Source organism: Pseudomonas sp. R3-52-08 (genome assembly GCF_003851745.1).
GTDB lineage: Bacteria > Pseudomonadota > Gammaproteobacteria > Pseudomonadales > Pseudomonadaceae > Aquipseudomonas.
This window is the reverse complement of the sequence record NZ_CP027730.1, coordinates 4,100,974-4,113,350: the sequence shown is the minus strand read 5'-3', so window position 1 is coordinate 4,113,350 and position 12,377 is coordinate 4,100,974. Positions and strand designations below refer to the sequence as shown.

Below are 12,377 nucleotides of genomic sequence, written 5' to 3'. Positions count from 1 at the left end.
AGAGTGGCTGGGGATGGTCATTCAGAGGGTCAGTAATCGGAACAACGCGATCTTGTTGATCTCAGCCAGCGCGCAGTTGAACTCGGCTTCAACCGAGTTGTGAATACGCGTTTCGAACGCGGCCAGGATCTGGTGCCGGTTGCTGCCTTTTACCGCCATGATGAAGGGAAACTTGAACTTGGCCTTGTAGGCCTCGTTCAGCTCGGTGAAGCGCGAGAACTCTTCGGCCGTGCATTGGTGTATACCGGCGCCAGCCTGTTCTCCAGTGCTGGCGGCGGTAAGCTGGCCCTGGACGGCGGCTTTGCCGGCCAGGTCCGGGTGAGCGTTGATCAGGGCCAGCTGGCTGGCGTGATCGGCGCTCAACAGGATATCGCTCATGCGCTGGTGCAGGCTTTCGATCTGGTCGATCGACGCATCCTGGCCCAGGTCGAAGGCCTTTTCGGCCACCCATGGCGAGTGTTCGTAGATATCGGCGAAGGCGGCGACAAATTCATCGCGGCTCAGGCTCGACGGTTTGAGGGTTTGGAATGCAGTCATTTCGCCGCTCCCGGGCAGGGGTGGGTGTGCTGCCAGTGCCGGGCGATGTCGACGCGGCGGGTGAACCACACCTGTTCATGGCTTTTGGCGTACTCGATAAAGCGCTTCAACGAAGCCAGGCGCGCCGGCCGGCCGATCAGGCGGCAGTGCAGGCCGATGGAAAGCATCTTCGGCGCCTCGGCCCCTTCGGCATAGAGCACGTCGAAGGCGTCTTTGAGGTACTCGAAAAAGTCGTCGCCCTTGTTGAAACCCTGCACCTGGGTGAAGCGCATGTCATTGGTGTCCAGGGTATAAGGGATCACCAGATGCGGCTTGCCGGTGGGCGTGTTGGGTTCCCAGTAGGGCAGGTCGTCGTCGTAGGTGTCGCAGTCATACAGGAAGCCGCCTTCCTCCATCACCAGGCGCCGCGTGTTGGGGCCGGTGCGGCCGGTGTACCAGCCCAGCGGGCGTTCACCGGTCAGCTCGGTGAGGATGCGGATCGCTTCGAGCATATGCTCGCGTTCCTGGGCCTCGTCCATGTACTGGTAGTCGATCCAGCGGTAGCCGTGGCTGCAGATCTCGTGGCCGGCGGCAACCATGGCGCGGATCACGTCCGGATGGCGCTGGGCGGCCATGGCCACGGCGAAGATGGTCAGCGGGATGTCGAATTCCTTGAACAGCTTGAGGATGCGCCACACCCCGGCACGGCTGCCGTATTCGTACAGCGACTCCATGCTCATGTTGCGCGCGCCCTGCAGCGGTTGCGCCGAGACCATTTCCGAGAGGAAGGCTTCGGACTCTTTATCGCCATGCAGAATATTGCGCTCGCCGCCTTCTTCATAATTGAGTACGAACGACAGCGCGATGCGTGCATTGCCCGGCCAGTGGGGGTGAGGAGGGTTACTGCCGTAACCGATCAGGTCGCGTGGGTAGTCAGCGCTCACTGCAGTCTTCCTTCTTGTTCGTGGTAGCAAGTGTGTGTGGCGGCCGGGCAGCGGAAAGACTGGGTGGCGTCACAGCGATGAGTGATTGTATACAACTTATTGCTCACTTTGTAAGCCTGCATTTCTGCATTTTTTCTGCAGGTATCTTTGCAGGGCCGCTGCAAGAAACTTGCCTAACCGGTCAGCTAACCACAAAAAAATTCACTGTAGGAGCGAGCTTGCTCGCGAAAAGCCTGAGTGCGCCGCTTTTCTACCTGGAAATTCGCGTTGGCGTTGAGCTTTTTCGCGAGCAAGCTCGCTCCTACAGAGGTTTAAAGTCTGTTGAATTTATTGTGTACAATTTTTTTGAAAAATGTCTTAATCAGCTATCGCCGGCTTTTTCGATGCTCTGAAAGAGTGCGGGTTCTTTATGACTGACTTCGGGAGGCGCATAAACGCCATGGGACGTTTGACCACACACGTTTTGGATGCCGCGCACGGCTGCCCCGGCAGCACAATCAAGGTTGAGCTGTACCGCGTCGACGGCGCGCAACTAACGCTGGTCGCCACCGCGGTGACCAACGAAGACGGTCGCTGCGACGCACCGTTGCTGCAGGGCGACGACTACCGCAGCGGTGTCTATCAATTGCAGTTCAGCGCCGGCGACTATTACCGCGCCCGTGGCGTGCAGTTGCCGGAGCCGGCTTTCCTCGATGTGGTAGTGCTGCGGTTCGGCATCAGCGCCGAGCAGGATCACTACCATGTCCCGCTACTGATTTCGCCTTACAGCTATTCGACCTATCGCGGTAGCTGAGCGTCACCTCGCTTCATACCCCCGAGCTCTTCGTTGGTTTTTTGCCCGCCCACACTGCGGGCTTTTTTTCGGCTGTGCCTTCAACCCAGTGGCGCTCGAGCCTTGATCAGCGAGGCCACGCCGGCGCAGCCGAACAAGGCGGCGCTGATGCGGTTGAACCAGCTCTGGCCCGAGCCGCTACGCAAATACCGCGCGGCGCTCTGTGCACCCAGGCCGTAACCAAGCTTGCACAGCAGGTCGAGCACGGTCCAGGTGGCGATCATGGTCAACAGCTGCGGCAGGAATGCCTGATCCGCGCTGAGAAATTGCGGCAGGAAGGCGGCAAAGAACAGGATGTCCTTGGGGTTGCTGGCCCCCAGCACAAAGGCGCGACCGAACAGCACGCGAAAACGTGGGGTCGACGCCACCTGTGGCACATCAGCACCCTCGGCCGGCCGGCGTGATTGCTGCCAGCTCTGCCAGGCCAGGTAAAACAAGTACATCGCGCCGACGATTTTCAGCGCGCTGAACACTTGCTCGGACGCCAGCAACAGCGCGCCCAGGCCCAAGGCCGAGGCGCTCAGCAGGCAGATCGAGGCAAATACCCCGCCCAGGAACGCCGGGTACGAACGGCGCAGGCCGTAGTTCAAGCTGTTGCTGATCATCAGCAGCGAAAGAGGGCCAGGGATCAGGATCACCACCAGCGCCGCGCCGCTGAACAGCAGCCAGGTTTCGGTCGTCATTTCATTACTCCAGTCGTTAGCGGCAAGCTTCAAGCGGCAAGTTAAAAGCTTGTCGCTTGCCGCTGAAAACTTGCCGCTATTTCAAAGAAAGGCGAACTTGGCGATAAAAATCACGCACAGCACCCACAGGCTGACGGAAATTTCCTTGTGCTTACCGGTGCCGGCCTTCAGCGCGACATAGGTGATAAAGCCCAGCGCGATGCCGTCGGCCACCGAGAAGGTCAGCGGCATCATGATCGCCGTGACGATGGCCGGAATGCTGTCGGTGGCCTCGTCCCAATTGATATGCGCCATGCTCGCCATCATCAGCATCGCCACGTAAATCAACGCGCCCGCCGTGGCATAGGCTGGAATCATGCCCGCCAGCGGCGCAAAAAACATCGCCGCCACGAACAAAATACCCACCGTCACCGCCGTCAGCCCGGTGCGCCCGCCGGCAGCCACCCCGGCGGCGCTTTCCACGTAGCTGGTCACGGGCGGCACGCCGACCATGGCCCCGAACACGCTGGAGGCGCTGTCGGCTTTCAACGCACGGGACAGGTTATCGATCTTGCCGTCGGCATTGACCAGCCCGGCCCGTTGCGCAACGCCCATCAGTGTACCGGCAGTGTCGAACATGTGTACAAAAAGAAAGGCAAATACCACGCTGATCATGCTGACATTGAACACACCCTTGACGTCCATGGCCATCCAGGTTGGCGCAAGGCTCGGCGGGGTGGAGAGAATGCCGTTGTAGTGCACCAGGCCCAGGCCCCAGCCGGCCAGGGTCACGGCGATGATGCTGATCAGGATCGCGCCGAACACGCGGTGGTAGCTGAGGATTGCAATCAGCAGGAAGCACACCGCCGCTAGCAGCGGCGCAGGCTCGTGCAGCGAACCGAGCTTGATCAGCGTGGCGGGGCTGTCGACGATGATGCCGGCGGTCTTCAGGCCGATCACCCCGAGAAACAAGCCGACGCCTGCGCCCATGGCGTGGCGCAGGCTCACCGGAATGCTGTTGAGCAGCCATTCGCGCACGCGGGACAAGGTGAGGCCCATGAACAGCACGCCCGAGATAAACACCGCACCCAGCGCGGTTTCCCAGTGGTAGCCCATGGTGCCGACCACGGTGTAGGTGAAAAACGCGTTCAAGCCCATGCCCGGCGCCAGGCCAACCGGCCAGTTGGCGTACAGGCCCATCAACAGGCAACCCAGCGCGGCGGCGATGCAGGTGGCGACGAAGGCCGCGCCGTGATCAATGCCGGCGTCGGCCATGATGTTGGGGTTGACGAAGATGATATAGGCCATGGTGATGAACGTCGTGAGGCCGGCGATCAGCTCGGTCTTCACTGTGGTGCCATGCAAACGCAGTTTGAATAGGCGTTCCAGCCAGCCGCCTTGGGGCGCGGCGAGATCCAACATAGGGGCTTCGGTTTTGCGGCTATCCACAGCGAGTACTCCTCAATCGTTTTATTGTTATTTCCAGCGCCGGTCACATGAGTGGGCAACAGCGCTTTGAGGTACTGGCGGGTTTTGTTGACTGTTAGGTCAGGAACTCGCACGAAGCGAATTATGCTTTTGTATACAAATAAAGCAAATAATGTTTTCGATTATCTCGGCGGAAAGGGATGAAAGGCTGCTTCCAGAGCGTGCGGCCGGATTTATTCTGCCGCACGCCTTGAAACAATCCGTCGATACCCGCACTTTGATGGCGCAAGCGTTCGCTCAGAGCGCGCGAAGCGGCATAAGGGGAGCCCATGTACAAGGTTTATGGCGATTACAGATCGGGCAATTGCTACAAGGTCAAATTGATGCTCAGCCTGTTGGGCATCCCGTACCAATGGATCGATATCGATATTCTTAAGGGTGACACCCAAACCCCTGAATTTCTTGCCAAGAACCCCAACGGCAAGATCCCGGTGCTGGAACTGGAAGACGGTACCTGCCTGTGGGAGTCCAACGCGATCCTCAACTTCCTCGCCGATGGCAGCGAGTTTTTACCCAGTGAGCCGCGCTTGCGCACCCAGGTGTTGCAGTGGCAGTTCTTCGAGCAATACAGCCACGAGCCTTATATTGCGGTGGCGCGGTTTATTCAGTTCTACCTGAACATGCCGCAGGATCGCCTCGAAGAATACAAGACCAGCCACAAGGGCGGTTACAAGGCACTGAAGGTCATGGAACGTCAGCTGCAAGCCACGCCGTATCTGGTGGGCGAGCAGTATTCGATTGCCGATATCGCGTTGTATGCCTACACCCATGTGGCCCATGAAGGGGGCTTTGACCTGGCGCCTTATCCGGCGGTGCAGGCATGGTTGCAGCGCGTGGCCAGTCATCCAAACCATGTGGCGATGCTGGGCTGAGCCACCTTCCGAAGGTGGGATGGGCTCACTGTAGGAGCGAGCTTGCTCGCGAAAAACGCCCGGGCAACGCGTTCATTCTGGATAAACGCGGTGGCCCTGAGTTCTTCGCGAGCAAGCTCGCTCCTACAAAAAGCCTTGCCCCCCCCTCCCACATTTACTCCGGTGGTGTGTCAGATAACTCTGCGTTGAGCAGTTCAAAGCAGCGTTGCGCCGCCGGGCTCAATGCCATCCCGCTGCGACTGATCAAGCCGATCTCCCTGTTCACCCCGGGATGATCGATGCTGATCCGCTTCAACCCCTCCAGGCTATCCGCCGCCGACTCCGGCAGCACGCTGATCCCCAATCCCTGGCGCACCAGTGCCAGCACCGTGGACATGTAGTTGGCCTCCATGCCCGCATTGAGCGTCAGCCGCGTTTCATCGAACAACGCATCCACCTGTTCGCGCACGCTGCTGTCGCGGCCGGTGAGGATGATCGGCTGATCCGCCAGTTGTTCCAGGGTCAGCTGCCGATGGTGGGCGAGGGCGTGACCCAGCGGCACGAACGCGCAGAGCCGGTCATTTAGGACCGGCACGAAGTCCAGGCCGTGGCTCAGGCGCGCGCGCACGCCGATACCGAAGTCCACCTCGCCGGAACGCACCTGGGCCTGGATGCGGTGGGCCACCAGGTCATGCAGGCGCACTTCGATCCCGGCGAAGCGTTCGCGAAACAGGCGCAACACCGGCGGCAGGCTGCCGGCGCACACCGAGGGCAGGGCGGCGATCGTAACGACGCCACGGCGCAGCGCCGCGAGATCGCGCGAGCCAGTGACGATGTTGTCCAGGTCCAGCAGCAGTTTTTCCATGGGGCCACGCGCGTCGTGGCCGGCGGCGGTGATAGCCACATGGCGTGGGCTGCGGTCGAGCAGGGCGACGCCCAGCCATTCTTCCAGTTGTTGCACCTGCACGGTCAGCGCCGAGGGGGACAGGTTCAGCTCGCTGGCGGCCTTGGTAAAGCTGCCCGTGCGAGCAACGGCGAGGAATGCCTGGATGTGTTGGATGCTGTTTTTCATACGGGCGGCTTCATTTTGTTTTTTCGAACACCGGTGTGTGAATATTCCAATTTACAAAGCCTAACCTGATTCCAATACTCCAGGGAAAACAATAACCGGCCCATCAAGGCCGCTCTGGAGTAACCCATGCTCGCTACCCTGGGTGTCATTACCATTCTGTGTCTGCTTGCTGCCGTTATGAGCAAGCGCCTCTCGCCGCTGGTGGCGCTGATCGCCCTGCCGATCATTGCCGCGTTGCTCGGTGGCTTCGGTCTGCAAACCAGTGCCTTCATCATCACCGGCATCAAGAACGTTGCCCCCGTGGTGGGCATGTTTGTGTTCGCCATTCTGTTTTTCGGGATCATGACCGATGCCGGCATGCTCGACCCGATCATCGAGCGGATTCTGCGCACGGTAGGGACGCGTCCTACACGAATTGTCGTCGGCACTGCGACCCTGGCGCTGCTGGTGCACCTGGACGGGTCCGGCGCTGTGACCTTCCTGGTGACGGTGCCGGCGATGCTGCCGCTGTATACGCGGCTGGGCATCGACAAACGCATTCTGGCGTGTGTCTGTGCCATGGCGGCCGGGGTCAATTTCCTGCCGTGGACCGGCCCGGTGCTGCGCTCGTCGGCCGCCCTGCATGTGCCGGTGGCGGACCTGTTCCAACCGTTGATTCCAGTGCAGATCGTCGGGCTGATCTTTGTGTTCGCCTGCGCCTGGTGGCTGGGCCACCGTGAAGAAAAACGCCTGGGCCTTGGGGCCGGCTCCAGCGTGGACGCGGTGCCGCAACGGGTGCTCAGTGACGCCGATATCCAGCTGCGTCGGCCACGGCTGTTCTGGGTCAACCTGATCCTCACCGTGCTGGTGATGGTGGTGATGATCGCCGGCTGGGTCGACCCGGTGGTGATGTTCATGCTCGGCACCGTGGTGGCGCTGTGTATCAACTACCCCAATGTCGACGCCCAGCGCGCCCGTATCGACGCCCATGCGAAAACCGCCCTGACCATGGCCAGCATCCTGCTTGCCGCCGGCGTGTTCACCGGCATCATGCAAGGCACCGGCATGCTCAAGGCGATTGCCGAAGTGGCGGTGGCGCAGATTCCTGCGGGTCATGGCAAGTTGATCCCGGCGGTGGTGGGCTTCATTTCCATGCCGTTGAGCATGCTGTTCGACCCCGATTCCTACTATTTCGGCGTGATGCCGGTGATTGCCGAAGTTGGCAAGGCGCTGGGTGTCGACCCGCTGCAAGTGGCCCAGGCCTCGTTACTGGGGGTGCACACCACGGGCTTTCCGGTCAGCCCGTTGACCCCGGCGACTTTCTTGTTGGTAGGCCTGTGCAAGATCGAGCTGGCCGATCACCAGCGCTTCACCATTCCTTTTCTGTTCGCCGCGTCGGTGTTGATGACCCTGACCGCGCTGCTCCTGGGAGTTATCTGAGATGAAAACCTTGCGCATCGGCGCCGGTGCCGGCTACTCCGGTGACCGTATCGAACCCGCCGTCGAACTGGCCGAACAGGGCGACCTGGATTACCTGGTGTTCGAATGCCTGGCCGAACGCACCATCGCCCTGGCCCAACAGGCGCGCATCAGCGATCCGGCAGGCGGCTATGACCCTTTGTTGAGCGAGCGCATGCGCCGGGTGCTGCCCTTTGTCGGGCTGCGCGAAGGCCGCCGCCGTTTGCGCGTGATCACTAATATGGGCGCGGCCAACCCGGTGTCGGCAGCCGTTGAGGTGCGGCGCATCGCCCGTGAACTGGGGGCGAACCTCAAGGTGGTGGCCGTGACGGGCGATGACGTGCTGGCGGCGTTGCAGCCCGAGCAGTTGCTGGACAACGGCCAGACCCTGGGCGCACTGGGTGAGCGGCTGATTTCGGCGAATGCCTACCTGGGCGTGGACGGCATCCTTGAAGCCCTGCGCGCCGACGCCGATGTGGTGATTACCGGGCGTGTGGCCGACCCGTCATTGTTTCTCGCGCCGCAGATGTTTGAGTTTGGCTGGGCCGCCGACGATTGGCAGCGCCTGGGCAAGGGCACCCTGGTCGGGCATTTGCTCGAATGTGCCGGGCAGGTCAGCGGCGGTTATTTTGCGGACCCAGGCCTCAAGGATGTGGATGACTTGGCGCGCCTGGGCTTTCCGTTGGCCGAAATCGCCGCCGACGGCACTGCCTTGATCACCAAGGTGGCGGGCTCTGGAGGGCAGGTCAGCCGCGCCACCTGCAGCGAACAACTGATCTACGAAGTGCACGACCCGCAAGCGTATTTGACTCCGGACGTCACGGCCGATTTTTCACAGGTGGGGTTTGTCGAGGAGGGCGTTGATCGGGTGCGTGCCCACGGTGCCACAGGGCGGGCGCGGCCCGAACAGCTGAAAGTCAGCGTCGGTTATCTTGACGGCTGGATCGGAGAGGGGCAGATGTCCTACGGCGGCCCGGGCGCTGTCGCACGGGCGCAACTGGCGCGCGAAGTGGTGCTCAAGCGTCTGGAACTGACCGGCGTGAAGATGCAGGAGGTGCGCGCCGAGTTGATCGGCATGGATGCCTTGCATGGCCCGCGCAGCAATGCCGAGCCTTGGGAAGTGCGCCTGCGGGTCGCCGCCCGGTGTGAAGAACGCAGCGACGCCGTGCGCATCGGCAATGAAGTGGAAACCCTCTACACCAACGGCCCTGCTGGCGGTGGCGGAGCGAGCAAGAGTGTGCGCCAGGTGGTGGCGGTGGCGTCGTTGCTGCTGCCCCGAGACAGGGTCAAACCGAGGATAGAAGCATGAAGTTGCATTCACTGGCCCATTCCCGCACCGGGGATAAGGGCGATACGTCGAACATCTCGATCATTGCTTATCGCGCCGAGGATTACCCGTTGCTGTGTGAACAGCTGACTGCCGAGCGCGTCGCCGCGTTTTTCGCAGACCTGCTGGAGCCTGGCGCGGCGCCGGTGCAACGTTATGCATTGCCCAACGTACAGGCGCTGAACTTCGTGCTGCCGGGCATTTTGCGCGGCGGCGTCACGCGTTCGCTGGCACTGGATGCCCACGGCAAGTGCCTGGGCTCGGCGCTGCTGGACCTGGATATGTCAGCACCAAACTAAATGTGGGAGGGGGCTTGCCCCCTCCCACAGAACATTCAGATCGCGGCGAAGCGTTTGTCCAGGTAGTCAATGATGACCTTGGAGTCATACATCCAGGTGGTCTGGCCGTTTTCTTCGATGCGCAGGCATGGCACTTTGATCTTGCCGCCTTGCTCCAGCAGGGTCTGGCGGTCGTGCTCGTTGTTCTTCGCGTCCTTGAGTGCTACCGGCACATTCAGGCGATGCAGGGTGCGGCGGGTTTTCACGCAGAAGGGGCAGGCGTGGAACTGATACAGGGTCAGGTCCTTGGCGGCTGCGTTGACCTTGGCCTGTTGTTCGGCCGGGCGCTGCTTTTTGCGCGGACGGGTCAGGAAGTCGCCGGCGATGATGATCTGGCCGAGGCCCACTCGAAGTGCTTTGACGAACATGGCTGAAAGCCTCTTGCCCATGAAGAAGGGGTCGCAGCTTACCTGAATTCTGCAGGCGAAAAAAAACCGGCGATGAACGCCGGCTTTTCCTACACAACCACTTACTTGATCAGGCTGAGAAATTCGCTGCGGGTGGCCGCGTTTTCGCGGAACTCACCGAGCATCACCGACGTGATCATCGACGAGTTCTGTTTTTCCACACCGCGCATCATCATGCACATGTGCTTGGCTTCGATCACCACCGCCACGCCTAGGGCGCCGGTCACTTGCAGCACCGCGTCAGCGATCTGGCGGCTGAGGTTTTCCTGGATCTGCAGGCGACGCGCATACATGTCGACGATCCGCGCGACCTTCGACAGCCCCAGCACTTTGCCGCTCGGGATGTAGGCAACATGGGCCTTGCCGATAAACGGCAGCAGGTGGTGTTCGCACAGCGAGTACAACTCGATGTCCTTGACCAGCACCATTTCGCTGTTGTCGGAGCTGAACAAGGCACCGTTGGTGACTTCTTCCAACGTCTGTTCGTAACCGCGGCAGAGGTACTGCATCGCCTTGGCGGCACGCTTTGGCGTGTCGAGCAGGCCCTCACGGGAGATGTCCTCGCCGAGTTGGCCGAGAATCTCTGTGTAATTCTGTTCCAGGGACATGAAACTACCTGTGGGATTTTCGCAAAGCGCAAGGTTACGGGGGCGGACACATCGCTGCAAGCCTGACGATGGCACTTGTTACTCGTCGCGGCCTTCCATCATGGTGCGCTTGAGCATTACATACACCGCGCCGGCGCCGCCGTGGCGGGCCTGGCACGAGGTGAAGCCGAGGACCTGGGCATGCTGGCGCAGCCAGGTGTTGACGTGGCTCTTGATCATCGGCCGCTTGCCGTCCAGCCGCACGGCCTTGCCGTGGGTGACGCGCACGCAGCGGATTTCGAACTTGGTGGCTTCGGCAAGAAAAGCCCACAGTGTTTCCCGAGCTTTTTCGACGGTCATGCCGTGCAGGTCGAGGCTGCCTTCGAACGGGATCTGGCCGGCCTTGAGCTTGCGCATCTGGCTTTCCTGTACCCCGTCACGTGCCCACATCAGCTCGTCTTCGGGACCTACGTCGATCACGAACTGGTCCGACAAGCCATCCACGGTGGTGGCATCGGTGCGCACGGTCGCGGCCTGGCGCAGCTTGGCAATCTGCGCCCGATCAGCCTTGGGTTTGCCAGTGTCGGCGCGGTCGTGCTTGATCGGCTTGACGCCGCGCAGCTCGTTCTTGAACAGGGAAAAATCGTCGTCTTGCATGTCAGCCTCCGCGAAGGGCGGGCAGTTTACCTAAATCGCGGCGGACAGGGCGCAGCAAATGCTATCCAAGCGCCATCAGTCGTGTTTTTTCATCAGGTGCGAAGCGATATTCAACGACAGCGGCTGGCGCATTCTGCGCCGGCTGCGGCGCCACAACCACACGCCCAGCCACACCACCAGCAGGCCGATGCCCAGCAGGATCGCCGAACCGCCAGGGCTGGCGTTCAACTCGCCCAGTGCCGGCGAATGCCCAAACAGGCCGGCGCCACCCGCGCCCGCCAACGCCACACCTACAATCGCCAGCAGCGCGGCAATGCCCGCCACCAGGCGCAGACGCCAGTTGCTCGGGCCCTTGGGGCGCAAGCGACGAGCATCAAAACCATCGGATATCTTCATTCCGACCTTTCCTCCAGGGTATCGGCCCTTCGACCGGAAGATACACAGGATGTTCCTGTGCCCGGGGTAAATGCGCGAAATGAACACGCTTTGCGGATGAGCGGGGCAGTCAACAGGGCGCATCGCTCATCCCAGAGACGATCAGATCAGATCTTTGGTCAACGCCAGGGTGGCGAAGTTGTCAGCCATGATGGCCATTTCGGTTTGCTGCACATGCTCGGCACTGAGCACGCCGCCTTTGTAGGGCAAGTCGCGGGTGGCGCAGGCATCTTCCACCAGGGTGCAGCGAAAGCCGAGGTTCTTGGCGGCGCGCACGGTGGTGCTGACGCTGGAGTGGCTCATGAAACCGCAGACGATCAGGTCCAGCGAACCCAGGTCCTGCAGGTGTTTTTCCAGGCCGGTGCCGTGGAAGGCGCTGGGCAGCAGCTTGCCGATGATGGTTTCGTCGCCTTCAGGTTCCAGGCCGGGGATGAATTCGCCGCGCTCGCCTTGCGGATCGAAAAGGCCGCCCACGGTACCCAGGTGGCGCACATGCACGATCGGCCGCCCGGCGTTGCGCGCAGCCGCCACCAGCTGTTTGATATTGCCAACCGCCGCGTCCATGCCCGAAAGGGCGAGTGGGCCGCTGAGGTACTCCTTCTGGGCGTCGATGATCACGAGCGTCGCGTGGGCAAGGTTGGCAGCTGCGTAACCACGACCGCTGAGTTGAAACATCGTCTTTGGAACGGACATTCTGGGGCTCCTGTCAGGGGGGCTTTTGTGACATTGTCCACTGGCTGAGCGGTTCTGTGAATCGCTACCATCGTAAGGTACGCCGTTGTTGACGTGCAGCGCTGTCAAGTGGGTGAGTTGTTTAAGCCCAT

General features: G+C 61.2%; 16 protein-coding genes. 6 read left to right on the top strand and 10 right to left on the bottom strand.

Features of this window, described 5'->3' with window-relative positions; genetic code table 11:
* Positions 1-21 precede the first annotated feature (21 nt).
* Positions 22-537 carry a 2-oxo-4-hydroxy-4-carboxy-5-ureidoimidazoline decarboxylase gene (gene uraD, locus C4J91_RS18910; protein ID WP_124363725.1) on the bottom strand — a complete coding sequence of 172 codons (516 nt, stop codon included), beginning with the start codon at positions 535-537 and terminating at the stop codon, positions 22-24.
* Positions 534-1,460, bottom strand: coding sequence for an allantoinase PuuE (gene puuE / locus C4J91_RS18905; RefSeq protein WP_124363724.1), 927 nt, complete (start codon positions 1,458-1,460; stop codon positions 534-536). The genes uraD and puuE overlap by 4 nt, the downstream gene beginning before the upstream one ends.
* 77 nt (positions 1,461-1,537) lie before the next feature.
* Here puuE and C4J91_RS27630 point away from each other — a divergent pair, with 77 nt between their 5' ends.
* The gene (locus C4J91_RS27630; protein ID WP_164484559.1) at positions 1,538-1,852 is read left to right on the top strand and encodes a hypothetical protein; all 315 of its coding nucleotides are present in this window, start codon (positions 1,538-1,540) and stop codon (positions 1,850-1,852) included.
* Between the two features lie 47 nt (positions 1,853-1,899).
* Complete coding sequence (gene uraH, locus C4J91_RS18895; protein WP_124363723.1) at positions 1,900-2,253, top strand: hydroxyisourate hydrolase; 354 nt, start codon at positions 1,900-1,902, stop codon at positions 2,251-2,253.
* A gap of 80 nt (positions 2,254-2,333) precedes the next feature.
* On the opposite strand, the gene C4J91_RS18890 is transcribed toward uraH, so the two are convergent.
* Together C4J91_RS18890 and C4J91_RS18885 are read right to left on the bottom strand one after the other, a co-directional pair.
* On the bottom strand, positions 2,334-2,975 hold the full coding sequence (locus C4J91_RS18890) for a LysE family translocator (protein ID WP_124363722.1): 642 nt from the start codon (positions 2,973-2,975) through the stop codon (positions 2,334-2,336).
* An 81-nt stretch (positions 2,976-3,056) separates the two neighbouring features.
* Positions 3,057-4,376: an NCS2 family permease gene (locus C4J91_RS18885; RefSeq protein WP_256658993.1), complete on the bottom strand. Its 1,320-nt coding sequence runs from the start codon at positions 4,374-4,376 to the stop codon at positions 3,057-3,059.
* A 335-nt stretch (positions 4,377-4,711) separates the two neighbouring features.
* Here C4J91_RS18885 and C4J91_RS18880 point away from each other — a divergent pair, with 335 nt between their 5' ends.
* Complete coding sequence (locus C4J91_RS18880; protein WP_124363720.1) at positions 4,712-5,314, top strand: glutathione S-transferase family protein; 603 nt, start codon at positions 4,712-4,714, stop codon at positions 5,312-5,314.
* 154 nt (positions 5,315-5,468) lie between these two features.
* On the opposite strand, the gene C4J91_RS18875 is transcribed toward C4J91_RS18880, so the two are convergent.
* Positions 5,469-6,365: a LysR family transcriptional regulator gene (locus tag C4J91_RS18875; RefSeq protein WP_124363719.1), complete on the bottom strand. Its 897-nt coding sequence runs from the start codon at positions 6,363-6,365 to the stop codon at positions 5,469-5,471.
* 126 nt (positions 6,366-6,491) lie between these two features.
* Between C4J91_RS18875 and C4J91_RS18870 the strand changes: the two genes are divergently transcribed.
* The 3 genes from C4J91_RS18870 to C4J91_RS18860 are packed head-to-tail and all read left to right on the top strand — an operon-like array spanning position 6,492 to position 9,428.
* Positions 6,492-7,784, top strand: a complete 1,293-nt coding sequence (locus tag C4J91_RS18870; RefSeq protein WP_124363718.1) for a CitMHS family transporter — start codon at positions 6,492-6,494, stop codon at positions 7,782-7,784.
* Position 7,785: 1 nt separating this feature from the next.
* On the top strand, positions 7,786-9,111 hold the full coding sequence (locus tag C4J91_RS18865; protein ID WP_124363717.1) for an acyclic terpene utilization AtuA family protein: 1,326 nt from the start codon (positions 7,786-7,788) through the stop codon (positions 9,109-9,111).
* A complete protein-coding gene (locus C4J91_RS18860) occupies positions 9,108-9,428 on the top strand; it encodes a hypothetical protein (RefSeq protein WP_124363716.1) in 321 nt (106 codons plus the stop codon). Before C4J91_RS18865 ends, C4J91_RS18860 begins: the two co-directional genes overlap by 4 nt.
* A 35-nt stretch (positions 9,429-9,463) precedes the next feature.
* Here C4J91_RS18860 and C4J91_RS18855 read toward each other — a convergent pair whose 3' ends face one another.
* The 5 genes from C4J91_RS18855 to C4J91_RS18835 form a co-directional block, all read right to left on the bottom strand.
* Complete coding sequence (locus C4J91_RS18855) at positions 9,464-9,835, bottom strand: glutathione S-transferase N-terminal domain-containing protein (RefSeq protein WP_124363715.1); 372 nt, start codon at positions 9,833-9,835, stop codon at positions 9,464-9,466.
* A 101-nt stretch (positions 9,836-9,936) separates the two neighbouring features.
* Positions 9,937-10,482 (bottom strand): GTP cyclohydrolase I FolE, encoded by a 546-nt coding sequence (gene folE / locus C4J91_RS18850; protein WP_124363714.1) that lies wholly within the window; start codon positions 10,480-10,482, stop codon positions 9,937-9,939.
* A 78-nt stretch (positions 10,483-10,560) separates the two neighbouring features.
* On the bottom strand, positions 10,561-11,118 hold the full coding sequence (locus tag C4J91_RS18845) for a Smr/MutS family protein (protein ID WP_003175227.1): 558 nt from the start codon (positions 11,116-11,118) through the stop codon (positions 10,561-10,563).
* A gap of 75 nt (positions 11,119-11,193) precedes the next feature.
* A complete protein-coding gene (locus C4J91_RS18840) occupies positions 11,194-11,514 on the bottom strand; it encodes a hypothetical protein (RefSeq protein ID WP_124363713.1) in 321 nt (106 codons plus the stop codon).
* Positions 11,515-11,655: 141 nt separating this feature from the next.
* Positions 11,656-12,246, bottom strand: coding sequence for a cysteine hydrolase family protein (locus C4J91_RS18835; protein WP_124363712.1), 591 nt, complete (start codon positions 12,244-12,246; stop codon positions 11,656-11,658).
* Positions 12,247-12,377: the final 131 nt, after the last annotated feature.

Excerpts from the sequence above, each read along its gene's own strand:
- C4J91_RS18885 (WP_256658993.1), bottom strand. The coding sequence starts at position 4,376 with ATGTTGGATCTCGCCGCGCCCCAAGGCGGCTGGCTGGAACGCCTATTC.
- C4J91_RS18835 (WP_124363712.1), bottom strand. The coding sequence starts at position 12,246 with ATGTCCGTTCCAAAGACGATGTTTCAACTCAGCGGTCGTGGTTACGCA.
- C4J91_RS18890 (WP_124363722.1), bottom strand. The coding sequence starts at position 2,975 with ATGACGACCGAAACCTGGCTGCTGTTCAGCGGCGCGGCGCTGGTGGTG.
- C4J91_RS18860 (WP_124363716.1), top strand. The coding sequence starts at position 9,108 with ATGAAGTTGCATTCACTGGCCCATTCCCGCACCGGGGATAAGGGCGAT.
- C4J91_RS18880 (WP_124363720.1), top strand. The coding sequence starts at position 4,712 with ATGTACAAGGTTTATGGCGATTACAGATCGGGCAATTGCTACAAGGTC.
- folE (WP_124363714.1), bottom strand. The coding sequence starts at position 10,482 with ATGTCCCTGGAACAGAATTACACAGAGATTCTCGGCCAACTCGGCGAG.
- C4J91_RS18855 (WP_124363715.1), bottom strand. The coding sequence starts at position 9,835 with ATGTTCGTCAAAGCACTTCGAGTGGGCCTCGGCCAGATCATCATCGCC.
- C4J91_RS18875 (WP_124363719.1), bottom strand. The coding sequence starts at position 6,365 with ATGAAAAACAGCATCCAACACATCCAGGCATTCCTCGCCGTTGCTCGC.
- C4J91_RS27630 (WP_164484559.1), top strand. The coding sequence starts at position 1,538 with ATGAGTGATTGTATACAACTTATTGCTCACTTTGTAAGCCTGCATTTC.
- C4J91_RS18845 (WP_003175227.1), bottom strand. The coding sequence starts at position 11,118 with ATGCAAGACGACGATTTTTCCCTGTTCAAGAACGAGCTGCGCGGCGTC.
- uraH (WP_124363723.1), top strand. The coding sequence starts at position 1,900 with ATGGGACGTTTGACCACACACGTTTTGGATGCCGCGCACGGCTGCCCC.
- C4J91_RS18840 (WP_124363713.1), bottom strand. The coding sequence starts at position 11,514 with ATGAAGATATCCGATGGTTTTGATGCTCGTCGCTTGCGCCCCAAGGGC.
- C4J91_RS18870 (WP_124363718.1), top strand. The coding sequence starts at position 6,492 with ATGCTCGCTACCCTGGGTGTCATTACCATTCTGTGTCTGCTTGCTGCC.
- C4J91_RS18865 (WP_124363717.1), top strand. The coding sequence starts at position 7,786 with ATGAAAACCTTGCGCATCGGCGCCGGTGCCGGCTACTCCGGTGACCGT.
- uraD (WP_124363725.1), bottom strand. The coding sequence starts at position 537 with ATGACTGCATTCCAAACCCTCAAACCGTCGAGCCTGAGCCGCGATGAA.